Annotated in this window: 13 protein-coding genes; 4 read left to right on the forward strand and 9 right to left on the reverse strand. The window is 65.7% G+C overall.

What is annotated here, in order from left to right; translation table 11 throughout:
* Positions 1-3 precede the first annotated feature (3 nt).
* The 5 genes from B551_RS24170 to B551_RS24190 all read right to left on the reverse strand — a co-directional run bounded on the left by B551_RS24170 (position 4) and on the right by B551_RS24190 (position 5,564).
* Positions 4-870 (reverse strand): NmrA family NAD(P)-binding protein, encoded by an 867-nt coding sequence (locus B551_RS24170; protein WP_006575995.1) that lies wholly within the window; start codon positions 868-870, stop codon positions 4-6.
* 128 nt (positions 871-998) lie between these two features.
* Positions 999-2,321: an MFS transporter gene (locus B551_RS24175; RefSeq protein ID WP_006575994.1), complete on the reverse strand. Its 1,323-nt coding sequence runs from the start codon at positions 2,319-2,321 to the stop codon at positions 999-1,001.
* A gap of 145 nt (positions 2,322-2,466) precedes the next feature.
* Positions 2,467-2,670, reverse strand: coding sequence for a DUF2783 domain-containing protein (locus B551_RS24180; RefSeq protein WP_006575993.1), 204 nt, complete (start codon positions 2,668-2,670; stop codon positions 2,467-2,469).
* A 145-nt stretch (positions 2,671-2,815) separates the two neighbouring features.
* Positions 2,816-4,561, reverse strand: a complete 1,746-nt coding sequence (locus tag B551_RS24185; RefSeq protein ID WP_043442656.1) for an FAD-dependent oxidoreductase — start codon at positions 4,559-4,561, stop codon at positions 2,816-2,818.
* 43 nt (positions 4,562-4,604) lie between these two features.
* The gene (locus B551_RS24190) at positions 4,605-5,564 is read right to left on the reverse strand and encodes an MBL fold metallo-hydrolase (protein WP_006575991.1); all 960 of its coding nucleotides are present in this window, start codon (positions 5,562-5,564) and stop codon (positions 4,605-4,607) included.
* A gap of 308 nt (positions 5,565-5,872) precedes the next feature.
* On the opposite strand from B551_RS24190, the gene B551_RS24195 reads away from it, so the two are divergent.
* The 3 genes from B551_RS24195 to B551_RS25295 all read left to right on the forward strand — a co-directional run bounded on the left by B551_RS24195 (position 5,873) and on the right by B551_RS25295 (position 11,563).
* Positions 5,873-6,646, forward strand: a complete 774-nt coding sequence (locus B551_RS24195; protein WP_006575990.1) for an IclR family transcriptional regulator — start codon at positions 5,873-5,875, stop codon at positions 6,644-6,646.
* Between the two features lie 3 nt (positions 6,647-6,649).
* The gene (locus B551_RS24200) at positions 6,650-7,471 is read left to right on the forward strand and encodes an IclR family transcriptional regulator (protein ID WP_006575989.1); all 822 of its coding nucleotides are present in this window, start codon (positions 6,650-6,652) and stop codon (positions 7,469-7,471) included.
* 309 nt (positions 7,472-7,780) lie between these two features.
* Positions 7,781-11,563, forward strand: a complete 3,783-nt coding sequence (locus B551_RS25295) for an autotransporter domain-containing protein (protein ID WP_023265187.1) — start codon at positions 7,781-7,783, stop codon at positions 11,561-11,563.
* Positions 11,564-11,664: 101 nt separating this feature from the next.
* On the opposite strand, the gene B551_RS24210 is transcribed toward B551_RS25295, so the two are convergent.
* The gene (locus B551_RS24210) at positions 11,665-12,852 is read right to left on the reverse strand and encodes an ATP-binding protein (RefSeq protein ID WP_216599714.1); all 1,188 of its coding nucleotides are present in this window, start codon (positions 12,850-12,852) and stop codon (positions 11,665-11,667) included.
* Between the two features lie 298 nt (positions 12,853-13,150).
* On the opposite strand from B551_RS24210, the gene B551_RS24215 reads away from it, so the two are divergent.
* On the forward strand, positions 13,151-13,651 hold the full coding sequence (locus tag B551_RS24215; protein WP_006575985.1) for a cupin domain-containing protein: 501 nt from the start codon (positions 13,151-13,153) through the stop codon (positions 13,649-13,651).
* Positions 13,652-13,708: 57 nt separating this feature from the next.
* On the opposite strand, the gene B551_RS24220 is transcribed toward B551_RS24215, so the two are convergent.
* From B551_RS24220 to B551_RS24230, 3 genes are all read right to left on the reverse strand, one after another.
* Positions 13,709-15,100: a tripartite tricarboxylate transporter permease gene (locus tag B551_RS24220; protein WP_006575984.1), complete on the reverse strand. Its 1,392-nt coding sequence runs from the start codon at positions 15,098-15,100 to the stop codon at positions 13,709-13,711.
* Positions 15,101-15,123: 23 nt separating this feature from the next.
* Positions 15,124-15,633, reverse strand: coding sequence for a hypothetical protein (locus B551_RS24225; RefSeq protein ID WP_006575983.1), 510 nt, complete (start codon positions 15,631-15,633; stop codon positions 15,124-15,126).
* A 213-nt stretch (positions 15,634-15,846) separates the two neighbouring features.
* On the reverse strand, positions 15,847-17,184 hold the full coding sequence (locus B551_RS24230) for a hydroxymethylglutaryl-CoA reductase, degradative (RefSeq protein ID WP_006575982.1): 1,338 nt from the start codon (positions 17,182-17,184) through the stop codon (positions 15,847-15,849).
* Positions 17,185-17,301 lie beyond the last annotated feature (117 nt).

A 17,301-nucleotide genomic window follows, 5' to 3' on the forward strand; every position in this document is an offset into this window, starting at 1 on the left:
GCCCTAGCTATTGCCACTGGCCACAAGACTGCCGATATATTCCTCCAGCGCCGTCCCGCCCTTCAGCGGCTCCTCCGGCAAATCGAATCCACCGTCCACAGTGGCCGCAGTCATCCGGGCATAGGAATCGGCCGCAGCCTCCGAAAACCCCAATCCCAGGAACGTCTCCTTCCACTTGTCCCGCGGCACGACTTCCACTTCAACGGGTCGGCCGAGCGCCTGCGAGAAGGCAGTCGCAACGTCCTTGGAGGAATACCGACGCGGCCCCTCGACATAGCGGACACCAACATCGTCGAGCGGAGACATCAGCCGGGCCGCTGCCGCTTCTCCCAGATCGCGTGGCGCGACCATGGGTATCGGTAGATCGGCAGGGAACATCATCGGCAGCTTGCCCGTGCTGCGTACCGAGTCGAGCAGCCACTCCCAATTGCTCATGTAGTAAGCGGCGCGATTGATCGCAGCGGGTATCGGTTGGCGGCGCAGTCCTTCTTCGAGCTCCCACAGGACGCTCAGATCGCCGATGCGCTCGCCGGGCTGGGCGCTCCCGGTGGATTCAGCGACGACCTTTTCCAGGCCCGAGTCCTGGAGCGCGGCAACGATGTTGGCCACCGTGTGCCGCTCGATCGCATCGGTGTCCTTGCTGGTGTCGGCGGGCGGATTGAGCAAGAACGCCCGGCGTCCTCGTCGAAACGCGGCGCGCAATGACGCCACGTCTTCCACATCGGCCTCGACGATATCGGCGCCCTTGTCGCGCCATTTGGCCGCACGGGCGGCCGAGCGGGTCACGATGGTGACCGCCTGGCCGCGGGCGAGCAGCGCTTCCGTTGTCGCCGATCCAACATGTCCGGTACCGCCCATGATGACGTACATGTGCTTGCCTCCGGCGTTCCCTGAGCCGTTGTCAGGAATGGACGCATAAGTCATTGCTCATGTCGAAACCATATCAAAGACGGAAGCGGCGTTGGCAATTCCCCTTGAAATGGCTGAACTGGCGACGATTACTGCCCCGCATCCCTCGGCACCGCTTTCCACATGACGATCCCGGCCGCCACCAGCAATCCCGCCAACAGATACAGCGCATTGTCCATGCTGCCGGTCTGCACCTTGACTTGCCCAATGACCCAGGGGCTCACGATGCCGCTGGTAATGCCAACGCTGCTGATGAACGCGAGTCCGGTTGCGGCGGTATGCCCGGGCAAATAGCTGCGCGGCAACGACCAGAAGATCGGCAGCGCGGCGAAGATCAACACCGCTGCCACGGACAGGATCGCCAGCATCGCGCCGAAATGCGGCAGCCGCAGTGTCAGCAGCGCAAGGGCCAATGCGCCGCCGCAGCAGCACAGCAGGAAATGGCGATGGCGCTCGCCAGTGCGGTCCGAATTCCGCGCAATGAGGATCAGGCCGACAGCGCCGACCGCATTGGGAATCACGCTATACAAGCTGATCGACACGACATCCGTAATGCCGAAATCCCGAATCATCAGCGGCATCCAGAAATTGAGCGTCAGCGAGCCGCACGTCAGCGCAAAATAGATGAACGCGAAGACGTACAGCTTCGGATTGCGCAGCGCCTCGCGCAGGGCGCCGAGCGTATGCGCGGCGTGGCTGCCTTGTTCGCCTTCGAGTTGCCGTGCCAGCAGCGCCTTTTCACCAGCGGTCAGCCATTTGGCATCGGCGGGGCTGTCGACCAGATACCAGGCGGCAATCAGCCCGAGCAGCACGGCGGGCGCACCTTCGATCGCGAACATCCATTGCCAGCCGAACAGCCCCATCACGCCAGCCATATCGCGCATGATCCAGCCGGAGACCAGGCCGCCGAGCACGCCGGCGACGGCGACGCCAGCGAAGAAGATCGCCATCACCGCAGCGCGGCGGCGGGCCGGGAACCAGTAGGTCATATACAGCACGATGCCGGGGAAGAAGCCGGCTTCGAACACGCCAAGCAGGAAACGCAGCGTATAGAACTGCGCCGGCGTGGAGACGAAGGCCATTCCCACCGAGACGGCGCCCCACAGCAGCATGATCCGCGTGAACGTACGCCGCGCGCCGAAGCGGGCGAGCAGCATATTGCTTGGCACTTCGCACAGCACATAGCCGACGTAGAACACCGCGGCACCAAGGCCGTACATCGCATCACTGAAGCCGAGGTCGTGCTTCATCTGTAATTGCGCGAAGCCGATATTGATGCGGTCGAGGAAGGAGATGACGTAGCAGACGAACAGGAAGGGGACGATCCGCATCCAGATCTTCTGATGCAGCGCGTCTTCTTCGTGTGCGAGGGCGAGCGGGGGCGTCGCGGTGCCCGCGTGGAGTTGGGACATGCTTTGTCTCCGTAAAGCAGGAAGGAGGAAAAAGACGGGCGGATCGCGCCGCCCTTAACGGGCCGGTGTCTTGTGCACCGTGGGCCCGGAGTGGTCTTCGTCGTGTGCCGGTTGAATTGCGCGGGGTGGGGCTCGACCTGCCCATTCAGGCAGAGGCGGTTTCCGCCTCGCGTGCCGATCGCAATGCCGACAGCAGCGTCTCGTGGTCGCCGATATGGTTGGCGAGCAGCAGGATCAGGCGGGCGTTGGCGGCCTGACTTTGGGCGTCATCCAGATCGCGGTGCATGTCGATCAGCGCTTCGTAGAAATCGTCGGGCCGGGCCAGGTTGGGTTCGGTGGTCAGGGGCATGGGGTCTCCGGGGGGTTTCTTGTTGCGCTTTGGCCTGGCGTTGTCGTTTGGCGGGAGTGGGTTGCCCTCTCCCCCGCCCCTCTCCCGCAGGCGGGGAGGGGGGAGAACAAGCGTGAGGCGGGGCGCAATGCCGGTTGCTGACGCGTCAGGCAGCGACTGCTTCGGCTGGTGCCGATGATGCGGGCCGGACCATCGCAGATTCCGCCAGGTGCTTGCCCTGAGCCCGCGCCATGGCCTCCATCACGCGGTCCGCCTCGACGGCACGCCAGCGCGCGCAGACATGCTGGTCCGGCCGAATCAAATACGCGGTGCCCGGCACGGCGTCGTAGCGCTTGGCTACCACGCCTTCGGCATCGACTAGCACAGCGGTGTCAGCTGTGGATGCAGCGGAGTCGGTGGCTGGCGACACGAACAGCAGGCGTGGCGACCCTGACAGGGCGCGCAATGTGGCGATCTGCTTTGTGGTTTCCGCATCGAGCGTTTGCGGATTGCCGTAGACCAGCAAACAGAATCCACCATCGAGCCGCGACAGCAGCCATTCCGGCGCACCATCGACAAGCACCGGCGCATCGGCGCTCGGTGCGCCAGGCACCATCGCACCCGCGAAGGCATCGATATCGGGTGTATTCAACGCAGACGAGGCCAACACGCTGGGCACCGACAGCCGCCCGCTATTGACCAGCGTCCGCGCAAACGGATGCCTGGCCGCCAGCGTCAGCACGGCGTCGCGAAACACACGGCTTACCTGGCTCTTCGGGGTGATGAAGTCGGTGGAGCGCGTCGAATTGCGGATGTTCTCGTCCGCCGCGTATTCCCGTTCGCTGGCGTAGGTGTCGAGCAGCGCCTCCGGCGCCTCGCCGCGCAAGACATGGGCGAGCTTCCATGCCAGGTTGTCGGCGTCCTGCACGCCGCTATTGGCGCCGCGTGCGCCGAACGGCGACACGCCGTGCGCGGAATCGCCGGCGAACAGCACGTTGCCATGCCGGAAGCTGTCCATGCGCAGGCACGAAAACGTATAGACGCTGACCCATTCGAGTTCGAACTTTGCATCCGGGCCGAGCAGCGCCTGCACGCGGGGGATCACGCGCTCCGGCGATTTCTCCAGCACGGGATCGGCGTCCCAGCCCAGCTGGAAATCGATGCGCCAGACGTTGTCGGGCTGCCGATGCAGCAGCACCGATTGATTGGGATGGAAGGGCGGGTCGAACCAGAACCAGCGCTCGCTCGGAAAGCCGGCTTCCATGCGGATATCCGCGATCAGGAAGCGGTCCTTGAAGGTGCGGCCCTTGCTGTCGAGGCCGAGCAGGTTGCGCATCGGGCTGCGCGCGCCGTCGGCGGCAACGACATAGCGCGCCGTCACCGCATACGGACCATCGGGCGTTTCCACCGCCAGCGTGACGGTGCCGTCCGCGCCCGCGTCATCGCGACGCTCGATGCCCACTACCTTGTTCTTCCAGCGGATTTCGATGTTAGGCAGTTCGAGCGCGCGCTCGAGCAGGAAGCCTTCGACGTAGTACTGCTGCAGGTTGATGAAGGCGGGCCGCCGATGTCCGGTCTCCGGCAGCAGGTCGAACGCATAGACCATCTGGTCGCGCAGGAAGACCTTGCCGAGATTCCAGCGCACGCCCTTGTCGGCCATGCGGTCGCCGCAGCCCAACCGGTCGAAGATTTCCAGCGTGCGCTTGGCGAAGCAGATCGCGCGCGAGCCGGTCGACAGCGTGCAATCGTCATCGAGCAGCACCACGCGGATGCCTTGCTGCGCCAGATCGATCGCGGTGGCCAGGCCCACCGGTCCGGCGCCCACCACCACGACGGGATGCACCGCGCCGGCGGCTGACTGCTCGGCGCACGGCCGGTATTCGAAGGTCAATCGTTGATAGTCGACCGTCATCGTGTTGTCTCCTTCCACCATCTCGGATGCCGATCCTGCCCCGTCAGTCCTGCAGCGCGGCCCACATTTCCTTGTCGCGCTGGGCGGTCCAGATGCGCGGATGCGTGATGCCGGACGCCTCGTCATAGGCGCGCGTCACGTCGAACGGCAGGCAGTGCTCGTAGATGAAAACATGGCCGAACTTCGGGTCCATGTTCTTGCGCGTATGCGCCATCGCGGCCTTCAGGTCCATGTTCTGCGCCACCGCTTCCTGGCCGGTGCGGTACAGCGTGGTGACGAAGTCCTTGGTGTAGGCGATGCCCTCGCGTACCTGCTGCGGCGTGGTCAGCGCCGGGCCGCGGCCCGGGACGAGCTTTTCGGCACCGAGCGCCTGCAGCGCGTCCAGCGTCGCGGGCCATTCGGCCAGCTGCGCGTCGCCGCAATAGCAGGCGGCCTCGTATTCGACCAGGTCTCCGGAGAACAGCACCTTCTGCGACGGCAGCCAGACCACGGTGTCGCCCTTGGTGTGGCCCGAGCCGAGATGCGCGATGCGGACTTCGAGCTTGCCCAGGAACAGCGTGATTTCCTTGTCGAACACCAGCGTCGGCCACGTCAGGCCCGGCACCGTTTCGACGCCGGCGAACAGCCGCGGAAAACGCTCGATTTCCGACTTCATGTCGGCCTCGCCGCGCTCGACGATCATTTCGTAGGTGCCGCGGCTGGCGATGATCTGCTGCGCGCCTTCGGCGAAATACGCCGATGCGCCGAGCACGCGCACCGCGTGATAGTGCGACAGCACCACGTACTTGATCGGCTTGTCGGTGACCGTGCGGATCCGGGCGATCAGGTCTTGCGCCATCGCGGGCGTCGCGGTGGTGTCGACGATCAGCACGCCGTCGTCACCGATGATCACGCCCGAATTCGGGTCGCCTTCGGCCGTATAGGCGTAGGCGTTCTCGGACAGCTGGGTGAAGGTGACCTTTTTGGCTTCCAGGTCGGCCTGCGATGCGAATGCTTTTGCCATGCTTGCCTCGTCGTGGGTGACGGGGCGCGGCAGCGGGCGGCATTGCAAGTGACAACGCGCGAATACTGTCTCGCCCCTTCGTTATTGGATTGGCCGGGCGCGAACCGCGCACGGTGTTGTCGGGGTAGACGGATGGTAGGAGACGTTCTTGTGTTAGTCAATATCCAAATGGTTTGCTACAGAATAAAAAGAGCGCAGAGGCAGTCCGGGGGCGGCCGCGCTGCCACGGGCCGCGTGGGGCCCCAGCAGGCCGCCGCCGCGGTCTCCATGCGGCGTTGGATTAATATCCAGCCTTTCGGAGGGTGACGATGGGCGAGGAAGGGCAGGCGGGACAGGAAAAGACACAGCGCGGCGTGCAGAGCGTCGATGTGGCCGGCCGCTTCCTGCAGGCGCTAGCGGAAGCGCGCGCGCCGCTATCGGCCGCGGAGCTCGCCACGGCCGTCGGCATTGCACCGGCTCAGGCCCATCCTTATCTCGTTTCGCTGACGCGCCAGGGCTGGATCAAGCGCGACCATCTCGACGATCGCTTCGAGCCCGGCCCACTGGCGCTGCAACTGGCCCGGATGCGGCTGGAACTGGATCCCGGCCTGCATGCGGCGGTGCCCCTCGTCGCCGAACTGACGGCACGGACCGGCTGCAGCGTGGCCGTCAGCGTACCCGGTGCTCAGGGTCCGACCATCGTCCGCTACGAGCGCGGCAATGCGCCGCTGCACGTCAATCTGCATGTCGGCACCGTGATGTCGCTGGCCACCACCGCGACCGGCCGCATGTATTGCGCCTGCGTGGACCAAGCGCAATGGGTGCCGCTGTTCGACGCGCTGCCGGCGCGTCCCCCACGCGCTGCGTTTCTTGCCGAGCTCGACGAGGTGCGCAGCCGCGGCATCGCACGCAGCATCGATATCCCGAGCCCCGGCGTCAGCAGCCTGTGCGCGCCCGTACGGGACGCTAGGGGCGCCCTTCGTCTGTTGCTCACCGCGATTGGGCCGACGGCCAACATCGACACCACCTGGCGCGGCGAACTGGCCCGTGCCCTGCTGGCGACGGCTGCGCAAGTTGCAAATTCGCTGCGCGGAGAAGACTGACTCATGACGAACGCGATCGGAACCAGCGACGAGGCTGCAGGCAAGCCGCAGCGCGGCATTCAGGCGCTCGATGCCAGCGCCCAGCTGATCGGAGCGCTGCTGCGTGCGGGCAGCCCGCTCGCGCTCAGTGAACTGGCACGCGGCGCCGGCATGGTTGCCGCCAAGGCCTTTCCGCATCTGGTCAGCCTGGTGCGAGCCGGTGTACTCGAGCGCGATGCCGATGGGCGTTTTCTGCCTGGACCGCTGGCGCTGCAATTGGGGCTGATCGCGCTGCAGCGGCTGTCGCCGGTGCGCGAGGCCGAGCCGGAAGTGCGCGGCCTGGCAGTCGATACCGGGCTCAGTGTCGCGATGGCGGTGCTCGGTCCGCTCGGGCCTACCGTAGTACGGCTCGAAGAATCGGCGCGGCCGCAGCACGTCAGCCTGCGCGTCGGTACGGTACTGTCGCTGGTCAATACCGCGATCGGCCGCGTGTTCGCCGCCCATCAGCCCGCAGATGTCCTCGACGGACTGCTTCAACACGAAGCGGTGCGGATGGCCGGCGCACCAGTAAAGGCGCTACGAGAGGAAAAGACCGCCTATGCCGCGAGGCTGGCACGCATTCGCGAGCAAGGCATGGACGATGCGCTCGACAGGCCGGTGCCCGGTATCCATACGTTGGCCGCGCCGGTGTTCGACCACACCGGGACGGCAGTGCTGGTATTGGCGACGATGGGAACCGCGGGCAGTTTCGACAGCGCGCTCGACGGTATTGTGGCGCGTCGATTGGCTGGGGCGGCGCAACGCCTGTCCTGGAGATTTGGGCAGCCGAATCACGGCTGGATATGACCGGTAATCCCGGCGTTCAGATTGGCACGCCATCCCTATAATCGCGTGCGGGTAATCAGAACGGCGTAGCAGCGAGCGCCGGCATTTCGACGGGAAGGCCACGGTATTCGCCGTGGCAAACAATAAAGAAGAACAATGCAGACAATACCGGTCAGCGACGCGGCTTGCCCGCGTCGGCACGCGATTGCGCTCGCCGTATCCATTCAAATGCTCGCGCCGTCGGCGGCCTGGGCTCTTGCCGTTGGCGGGAGCGGAGGAGAGGGAAGCTCATACTCTAATTCGATTCCGATACCGGGCGGCCTGGGCGGTATGACGGGGCCCGGCGGCAATGGTGTCGCCGACAACAGCCCCGGCACGGGTGGTGGTGGCGGCGGGCAAGGCCAGGCGGGTGGCCACGGCGGCCTGTCGGAGGAACATGCCAACGACTGGGTTGTCCCGGCCGGCGGCAGTGCCGGTACGGCGCTGAGTCCCAATGGCGGCTGGGGTATGAGCGGCCACATTACCAGTGACGTCGGGGTGTATTTGGGCGATGGGGGCGGCGGTGGCGGTGGCGGTGCCGCCGGGATCGTCTCCGGCGGCGACCTTACCGTTTTCCCCACGGGGCCCGTCAGCTGGCTGCGGGGAGGAGCGGGCGGCAACGGCGGCAAGGGCGGCGGCTATATCTCGGGCGGCGTCGTTTACTACACCGGCGGCGGCGGCGGCGGTGGGGCCGGCGGCATCGCAATCCAGCATTCGGGCGATCACGGCATTCTGGTCAGGGACCAGGTCAACATCGTGGGCGGCGATGGCGGCGCGGGTGGCGAAGGCGGTGGCTTTCAAGGGCAGCCTGGCGTCACGATCCGCGGTGGCGGCAATGGCGGCGGCGGAGGCAGCGGCATTTCGGCGAGCGGATTCGTTCGCATGCAAATCGAGCGTCAAGCGTCTGTGTCTGGCGGCAGTGGCGGTGCGGGCGGAAAAGGCGCCGATATGGATCCGGGCTCCTTCGATGGGCCGTCCAGCGGCGGGAACGGCGGCGACGGCGGGAATGCGGTCGAACTGTCGGGCGGTGGCGTCATTGTCAACGCCGGGACGCTTCGCGGTGGGGATGGCGGCACCGGGGGCGCCGGCGCGATCGTCGGCGCCCAAACCGGCGCTCAGGGACAGGCGGGGCGCGGCGGCATCGCGATTACCGGCAGCAACGTCAGCATCGTCAACAGCGGGGAAATCTCCGGTGGCATGGGGCGGCTGGGCCGCGAATACGCGATCTTTCTGAACTCGGGTACCAATCGGCTCGAACTGTGGAGCACCAGCGTAATCAACGGCAGAGTTGCCGTGTTCGGTGCCAACAATGTGCTGGCGCTGGGTGGCAGCGCCGATCAGTCGTTCGACGTCTCGCAAATCGGCACCAGCTACAACGGCTTCTCGCAATTCGAGAAGACCGGTACGTCGACCTGGACGCTGGCCGGCAGCACGTCCCGCACCACGCCATGGAGAATCCTCGATGGCACGCTGAGCATTGCGAGCGACGCCAATCTCGGTGCGAGCGCTGGCAACCTGATGCTGGATGGAGGAGCGCTGCGCACGACAGCGTCGCTGACGACCGCGCGCGCTACTTCGATCGGCAGCAGCGGCGGTACCTTCTCCGTCGACCCGGGCACTACATTGACGCACAACGGAACGATTTCCGGGGCTGGTCAGCTGACGAAGACCGGTGGCGGCACGCTGGCGCTGACCGGCGCCAACACCTATGCCGGCGGCACCGTCGTCAACGGCGGCGCGCTGGAATCGACCGGCAATGCGCTCGGTACCGGAACGATTATCGTGAACGGCGGGACGCTGTCTCTGATGCAGGGGTTCGACGCGGGCAATCGCGTCATTCGCAATGCCGGCGGTGCGATCCTGATGTATGACAACACTTCGCTCGGGCAGGCAACGGTCGAGAACCTCGGTGGCCTCACCTACCTGAACCGCAACAGTAGCGCCGCGGATGCCACCATCATTAACAGCGGCGGCACCATGTCGTTTCAGGAAGGGTCGACTGCGGGGAACAGCCGCGTCGTCACCAATGACGGCAGCCTGACCGAGTTCTGGGGTTGGAGTACGCCCGCCAATGCGACGCTGATTGCCAACGGCTCGGGCAGGGTCGACTTCTCGGGCACGTACGGCCCTGCTTTCGACCGGCAACTGACCGCAGCGTCGATCGAGGGCTCAGGCCGTTTCCTGCTCGGGCGGAACCGCCTCACGGTCGGTGGCGACAACCGATCCACCGAGGTATCCGGCACCATCGAAGATGGTGGCGCAGGCGGAGGCACCGGCGGTGGCCTGACCAAGATCGGCACCGGCACGCTGTTGCTCAATGGCACGAACACCTACACCGGCGCGACCGAGGTCAATGGCGGCAAGCTGGTGGTCGGAGATGCCGCGCATGCTGGGGCGCGCGTGGCCGGTCCGGTCAATGTGAATGCCGGCGCCACGCTGGGCGGGTTCGGGACGGTTGGCAGCACGGTGGTCGCCAACGGGGGCACCATTGCGCCGGGCAATTCGATCGGTACGTTGACGGTCGACGGCGATCTGCGGCTGGATGCCGGATCGACATATCTGGTCGAAGCCGATCCCGATTCGTCTGCCAGCGACCGTATCGCGGTGACGGGCGCCGCGACACTGGGCGGTGCCGTTGTCCATATCGGTCCCGAGGGCAGTTTTGCGTCCACGCGCAGCTATACGATCCTGACGGCGGGCTCACTGCGGGGCAGCTTCGGCTCGGTTGCATCGAACTATGCGTTTCTCGATCCGACGCTGACGTATGGCCCCACCGCAGTCACGCTGCAACTGACGCGCAAGCAGGTCCCGGTCGACCCGCAACCGCCGGAGCAGCCCCAGCCGCCCGTTCAACCGGAGCCGCCCGTGCAACCGCAGCCGCCCGTGCAACCGGGACAGCCGGGACAGCCCGGTCCCACGAGGCCGATCCGTTTTGCCGACGCGGCAATCACCGGCAACCAGATCGCCGTGGCCAATGCGCTCGACAGCCTGCCTGACAGCAATGCGCTGCACGAAGCGGTGCTGACGCTGCCGCAAGGCGCGCCGCCGGCGGTATTCGACAGCCTGTCCGGCGAAGCCCATGCGAGCACCGCCACGGGCCTGATCACGCTGGCCGGCGCGGCGCGAAGCGTGCCGCTGAGCCATCTGCGGGATAGCCTGTCGGCCGGGCTGATGCCAGGCGCCTTGATCGCGCAGGTCGGCGGGCCGCTGCCCGCTGCGGCGCTGCCGATATCCGCCGTGCAGCCGATGTGGGTAGACGTGGTCGGCAACTGGCAGACGCTAAATGGCGATGGCAACGGCGCGCGCGTGCGGCAGCAGACGGGCGGTTTCCATGTCGGCGCCGATGGCGACGTGGGCGCAGGTTGGCGCGTCGGCGGCGCATTCGGCTATGCCAACAGCACGCTGCGCGTATCGGATCGTGCGTCCCGAGCGATCACCGATTCGTTCAGCGGCACGCTATACGGCGGGCGCGCGTTCGATGTGGGCGGCGGCAAGCTGAACCTGCTGCTGGGAACCGCATACAGCTGGCACGACGTCGACACCGATCGGCAGGCCACGGTCGGCACCAACGTGCAGGCATTGAGCGCCAGCTATGCGGCCAGCACCGCCCAGGTATTCACCGAGCTTGGCTATGCGCTGCCGCTGTCGCGCACCACGCGGATCGAACCCTATGCTGGCGTGGCATGGAGCGACACCCGCACGCGGGGATTCGGCGAGACCGGCGGATCGGCCGCGCTGCACAGCCCCGGCGACAGCAACACGCTGACGATGACGACCGTGGGCTTGCGTACGAGCACCCGTTTCCAGATCGGCAATGTCGAAGGCGCGGTGCACGCCGGCGCCGGCTGGCGACACGCGTTCGGCGATGTGCTGCCGACGACGACGCTGGCCTTCGCCGGTAGCCAGAGCTTTACCGTCACGGGTGCGCCGATTGCACGCAATGCGGGAGTGGCGGAGTTGCGGGCCGATCTGGCGCTGTCGCGCACGGCGACCTTCAGCTTGCGCTACGCGGGCCAGTTCGGCGACGGCAACCGCGATCACACCGCTTCGGCGGGGCTGCGGTGGCGGTTCTGATTGGCATTGGGGGCGCGTCGTAAGTGTGCCTTTGGTCGAGGGAGACGAAAGCCCGGCCTGCAGCTGACATCTCGCTGCGGGGCGAATGGGCCGGTGGCGCTTTACGGCCGTCCCCACAATGTCGAGAGGGGCGCTGCCCACAAGCGCTCCCCCAACGGCAACGTTTCGACGCCGTCGTAGAGCACGACACCGAGCCTGAGCTGATCGCCCGCAAGACCGGCTAGCCGCTTCAATCCACGTAGATCGCTTTCCTTTACCGTTGCAGCGGCTTTCACTTCGACCGCCACCAACTCACCGGCCGAATTTTCGATGACGAAATCGACCTCAAATTGTGCGTGGTCTCGGTAGTACAGGAGCTGGCAATCCGTTTCTGCGGTCGCTGCATGTTTGAGCAGCTCACTGAATACGAAAGTCTCCACTACATTTCCGTATCGACACCGATCCCGCTGTATCGCCGCGTCAGACAGACCGCACAGCATCGACAATAGTCCCGAATCGATGAACTGAAGCTTTGGAGTCTTGATAACCCGGTTCAGCCGATTCCGTGCCCAAACGTCGACCCTGCGCAGCAGATACAACTGCTCGAATACACCGATGTAGCGAGAGACTGTTTTATTGTCGAGTCCGACTTGAGCGCCGATCTGGCTGTAATTGCAGACTTGTCCTGAAACCTGGGCCAGCGCACGTAGAAATCGAGGAAGCAGGTCTAGTTTTGCAATCTCTGCGACGTCCCTGACATCGCGTTGCAGGATGGCATCGACATATTGTCTGGCCCACGCCGTCCTGCGCCGCGCGGTCGTACGGGAGATCGCTTGGGGATACCCACCGCGCAAAACGGCCTCCACGAGGTGCTCCCCTGTGGTGGCGTCGGCGGCGGAGAGGAACCCGCCCCCAAACGCATAATCGATCCAGTTGCCCGTGCCGCCCCGTATTTCGCTTTGCGATAGGGGTAACAACGTCAGGGTTTCCATCCGGCCTGCCAGCGAATCCGCCACGTTGGGCAACGCCATCAGGTTCGCAGAACCAGTCAAAAGGAATCGACCGGGTCGGCGGTCCTCGTCGACCGTTTTCTTGATCGCCAGTAGCAGTTCAGGGGCGCGCTGGATTTCGTCGATGACGGCGCGGTCAAGGCTTCGGATCAATCCGCTCGGATCTTCCTTGGCAGCGAGCAGCGTGAGTTCGTCATCCAATGTCAGGTAGCGCATCCCCTCTGTTGCGATATGACGAACCAAGGTGGTTTTCCCAGCCTGCCGTGGGCCGGCCACGAGGACCACGGGGGTATCCGTCATGGCCTCTGCCAGGCGGGGCTGGAGCAACCTCGGGTATAGGGATGGAGCGTCGGCCATGGAGCGATGGTAGTGAACGAGTGGCGGCCACGCAACGGAAATTTGGGAGCGAGCTTGACGAAAATTGGGATTGACGTTGGGGAAATTTGGGAATGATACCGATAAACATTGGGAATCGGTTGATCTTTGAGTGACCAATAAGTATCTCCGGTCGTATGTGCGAGTGCCCTGCGGAAGGAAGCCCGCAGACGCAATGAACTAGACTTCAAGCCCCCGCAAACCGATATCGACGATCCAAACCATGCCGCATCCCATCCTCAACATCGCCGACGCCCAATACCTGGACTTCGCCGACCTGTCCCGCCAATACGGCTCAGAACTGCCCGCCGAGCGCTACGGCGGCCGGATGGCGCCGATCGGCCGCATGCTTGGCGCGCAGAAGCTCGGCTACAACCTGACGGTGATCGAGCCCGGAAAGCGCGTGTTTCCCTTCCACAGCCATCGAGCCAACGAGGAAATGTTCTTTATCGTCGAAGGCACGGGTGAAGTACGCATCGGCGCGGCCCGCCATCCAAGCCGCGCCGGCGACGTGATTTCCTGCCCGGCGGGTGGTCCGGAAACCGCGCATCAGATTATCAATACCGGCGCGCAGGAATTGAAAGTGCTGGCCGTCAGCACGATGGCCGCACCGGAGCTTTGCCACTATCCCGACTCGGGAAAATTCGGCGTGCTCGATCAAGGCAATGGGTTTGCCTATATGGGCCGGCCGGAGGGAAGCCTGGACTATTGGGAAGGCGAATGAAGAGCGGTTCGCCGGCTTTCAAGGCTGGCGAACCGCCGAACCGTCGAACCGCGACGGTTATCCCGCCAGCTTGATCAGCGCCGGCACCGTCAGCACCGCCGTGTAATACCCCATGAACTGCACACCCGTGTTGAAGCCCAGCACGCGCGACAGCAGCCCGCCGATCGAACCCAGCGTCAGGATCACCAGCAGGCCGAGCAGCTGGCCTTCCCACACGCTGATCACCAGGATCAGCCCGACGAACGTCGCGACGATGGCTTCGTGCGAGATGCGGCGCGACACGAACAGCGCGGCGCGGCGCGCGTAGTTCATTGCGAACGGATACGACACGATCGCCGCCAGCAGCACCGCAAGCAGGCCGTAGCCGAGGAATTCCCAGTGGTTCAGTAGGTTATGCAGGTTGTGGGTCTGGCCATTGGCCGCATCGACGGTGAACACGGGCGGGGCGTTGAACAGCGGTGCGGCCGGGCCGGCAGCCACCGGGCTCAGCGGCAGGCCGAAGGCGATCAGCGGAATCAATGCCTCGGCGATATAGGTCGCTTCGGTAACGCCATTGCGGGCGCTGAGCACCGTGGTCAGCCGGTGATAGGCGTGCTTGATGCGCGAGCCGACGAGCTCGCCCAGCACCACCGTCATCGCGACCGGGCTGAACACGAAGGTCGCGCTCGAGATCGCCGCGGTCGCCACGGTCCAGCGGGTCTGGGTGCCGTCCATCACCTTCAGGGGATTCGGGAAATAGCCGCCCCAACCCTTGACGTCCGGCGCCAGCGTAAAGGTGCGTGCTTCCTTGCGCTGCATGCGTGGACGGTCGACCGGCGATAGCGTCGAGAACAGGTCCGCGATCAGCGGACCGATGGCGATGCCGAGGAAATAGCTGATGCTCAGCTTGACGCCGAATTTCGCGGTCAAGGTCTGCAGCGCGACGATCACCACGACGAAGGGCACCAGCGTTGCTACCGAGGCCCAGCGGCCCGGGGAGGCGTAGGCGATCACCAGCGCGGCGGCCACGAAGATCCACGGCGCGGCCTTGGTGATGGTGGCGCCGAACGGTGCCAGCAGCACGGCGAACAGCACCGCCAGCGGTACCGCGCAGAAAGCAGCAACGATTGCGCCGGAAATCATCTTGCGCAGCGCGATATGCGGCACGCCGAGATTGCGCAGATGGTTGGCATCCTGCATCAGCGGCGTGGCCATGGTGTCGCCGGGGATGCCAAGCAAGGCAGTCGGCACCGCGTGCGTCATGTGCTTGGCGACCGCGCCGGCCAGGAAGAAGGTGAACACGCCGGCCGGCGGCACGCCGAGCAGCACGACAAGCAGCGTCAGTGGCGCCAGCGTGGTGGTCTCGTCGGTGCCGGACACGAGGCCGATGGCCGCGAACACGATGGCGCCGGCCAGGCCCATGCCCAGCGCGACGAGGATCTGCGTCAGCAGAGGAGTGGATTCGATCATGATGCGCTCCAGGCGGTGGCGGGTCAGGCGGCGTTGGGGCGCACCGGTGCAGCGGCGTCCGGTATCGCGGCTTCGGCTTGGCTTGCTGCGGCCGTCGCACCGCGCTCGCGGGCGGCGAACAATTCGTAGAGCTGCAGTTCGCGCAGTTCCTGCACCGTGGCGGCGGGGAGGTCGGCCATGGTTCCCAGCCCACCGGATTCTTCGGCAAGGCGGTCGAGCGCCTGCTCGCGAGCGGCACCGGCGGTCACACTGCCCGTGGCGGAGATATCCTCGGTCACCACGCGCTTCGGCTTGAACAGGCAGGCGCAAATGAAGCCGGCCAGCACGCAGCCGGCCAGCCCGGCGAGCATCGCATAGGCGCGTGCGAGCTCGGGCGTGCGGACCAGTTCGGTCAGGATGCGGCTCGCGATGGCGAACGCGGCAAGGCTCAGCGCGCCGCCGATGACGATCGCGCAGGCGAGATGGCGCGGGTTGGCGGTGTCGCCCCAGACTTCGACCAGCGGGCTGCCGGCGGGCTTTGTTTCAGTTGGCATCGTTGTCTCCTGTGTGGCGCCTCGCATTTGTCGGGCGCTTTTTGTTGGTGTGGCGAGCGTGGGGGTGGCGCGGGGCGCTTGCCCTCTCCCCCACCCCTCTCCCGCAAGCGGGAGAGGGAAGAACACCTCGGCCTTGCGCACGCTGTTGGCCTGCTCCCTCTCCCGCTTGCGGGAGAGGGCTGGGGAGAGGGCAGCCTTTGCAGCCTGGTGTCCTTATCCCCGCCGCAACTGCGCCAGCAGTTCAATCGCGCGGTCGGTCCGCACGTCCTTTTCCTCGGCCATCTTCCGCGCCACCTGCTCGACCTCCAGACCGACGGCGCCGGCGACCAGCGCGATATTGCGGGCGTGCAGCGCCATATGGCCGCGCTGGATCCCCTCGGTCGCCAGCGCACGCAAGGCGCCGAGATTCTGCGCCAGTCCGACGGCAGCGGCGATTTCGCCGAGTTCCTGCGCGCTTTGCACGCCGAGAATCTTCAGCGCGAGCCGCGCCAGCGGATGGGTCTTGGTCGCGCCGCCCACCAGTCCCACCGGCATCGGCAATTCGATGGTGCCGACCAGCGCGCCGCTGGCGTCCTTCTCCCAATGGGTCAGCGACGTGTAACGGCCTGCGCGGCAGGCATAGGCATGCGCGCCGGCCTCGACCGCGCGCCAGTCGTTGCCGGTGGCGACGATGACCGGATCGATGCCGTTCATGATGCCCTTGTTGTGTGTCGCCGCGCGGTACGGGTCGATCGCCGCGAAGGTGTACGCGTCGAGCACGCCTTCGATGATCGCCTCGCCGCTGCGCTCGCCGGTGGCCAGCGCTTCGGGCGTCAGACGCACGCGTGCGCGCGCGAGCCGCAGGTCGGCAAGGTTGGACAGGATACGCAGCCGGACCGGCGCGCCGGTGATGCGCTCGACCACCGGCGATACCGCCTCGGCCATCGTGTTGACGGTATTGGCCCCCATCGCGTCGCGCACGTCGACGATCAGATGCATCACCACCATCGCGCCGCGCGGCGTGTCGGGAAACACATGGACCTCGATGTCGCGGCAGCCGCCGCCCAGTCCGATCAGCACCTTGTCGCGCGCGTTGGCCACGGCGAGGATCTCGTCGCGATGGCGCAGCAGCGCCTGCCGCGCGCCATAGGGATCGGCGACACCAACCACCTGCACCTGCGCGCGCATCAGCGGGCCGGAGCTCGAGGTCTCGAAACCGCCGCAGCCGCGCGCCAGCTTGGCCATATACGAGGCCGCGGCGACGACGGACGGCTCCTCGACCGCCATCGGCACCAGCACATCCTTGCCATTGATCTGGAAATAGCCGGCCACGCCGAAAGGCAGCTCGAAGGTACCAATCACGTTTTCGATCATGCCGTCGGCACGGACCGCACCCAACGCGCCCGGCTCGGCCAGCAGCGCGTGCTCGTCTTCGTCGAGACCGGCTGCATCGGCAATGGCGGCCAGACGCTGGGCCGGCGTCATCTCGCGAAAGCGCGGCAGGCGGGAGTCCACGGGTTTGCGGCGGGGCTCGGCGACGTTGGCGTCGGACGAGGGCAGGGAAGCGAGCATCGAGGTCTCCGTTCTGTGGTTCTCTGGTATGGAATGGAGACAGTCTAGGGTGACTGTACCAGTCAATAGGGGTACAGTTTGCGGGGACAGTGACCTCTCGCCTGGTTTTTACGCCCC

Origin of the sequence: Cupriavidus sp. HPC(L) (assembly GCF_000307735.3) — a bacterium.
Taxonomy (GTDB): domain Bacteria; phylum Pseudomonadota; class Gammaproteobacteria; order Burkholderiales; family Burkholderiaceae; genus Cupriavidus.

What these genes read in the sequence shown, in the direction of transcription:
- B551_RS24170 (WP_006575995.1), bottom strand. Translation starts at nt 870, where the DNA reads ATGTACGTCATCATGGGCGGTACCGGACATGTTGGATCGGCGACAACG.
- B551_RS24175 (WP_006575994.1), bottom strand. Translation starts at nt 2,321, where the DNA reads ATGTCCCAACTCCACGCGGGCACCGCGACGCCCCCGCTCGCCCTCGCA.
- B551_RS24180 (WP_006575993.1), bottom strand. Translation starts at nt 2,670, where the DNA reads ATGCCCCTGACCACCGAACCCAACCTGGCCCGGCCCGACGATTTCTAC.
- B551_RS24185 (WP_043442656.1), bottom strand. Translation starts at nt 4,561, where the DNA reads ATGACGGTCGACTATCAACGATTGACCTTCGAATACCGGCCGTGCGCC.
- B551_RS24190 (WP_006575991.1), bottom strand. Translation starts at nt 5,564, where the DNA reads ATGGCAAAAGCATTCGCATCGCAGGCCGACCTGGAAGCCAAAAAGGTC.
- B551_RS24195 (WP_006575990.1), top strand. Translation starts at nt 5,873, where the DNA reads ATGGGCGAGGAAGGGCAGGCGGGACAGGAAAAGACACAGCGCGGCGTG.
- B551_RS24200 (WP_006575989.1), top strand. Translation starts at nt 6,650, where the DNA reads ATGACGAACGCGATCGGAACCAGCGACGAGGCTGCAGGCAAGCCGCAG.
- B551_RS25295 (WP_023265187.1), top strand. Translation starts at nt 7,781, where the DNA reads ATGACGGGGCCCGGCGGCAATGGTGTCGCCGACAACAGCCCCGGCACG.
- B551_RS24210 (WP_216599714.1), bottom strand. Translation starts at nt 12,852, where the DNA reads ATGACGGATACCCCCGTGGTCCTCGTGGCCGGCCCACGGCAGGCTGGG.
- B551_RS24215 (WP_006575985.1), top strand. Translation starts at nt 13,151, where the DNA reads ATGCCGCATCCCATCCTCAACATCGCCGACGCCCAATACCTGGACTTC.
- B551_RS24220 (WP_006575984.1), bottom strand. Translation starts at nt 15,100, where the DNA reads ATGATCGAATCCACTCCTCTGCTGACGCAGATCCTCGTCGCGCTGGGC.
- B551_RS24225 (WP_006575983.1), bottom strand. Translation starts at nt 15,633, where the DNA reads ATGCCAACTGAAACAAAGCCCGCCGGCAGCCCGCTGGTCGAAGTCTGG.
- B551_RS24230 (WP_006575982.1), bottom strand. Translation starts at nt 17,184, where the DNA reads ATGCTCGCTTCCCTGCCCTCGTCCGACGCCAACGTCGCCGAGCCCCGC.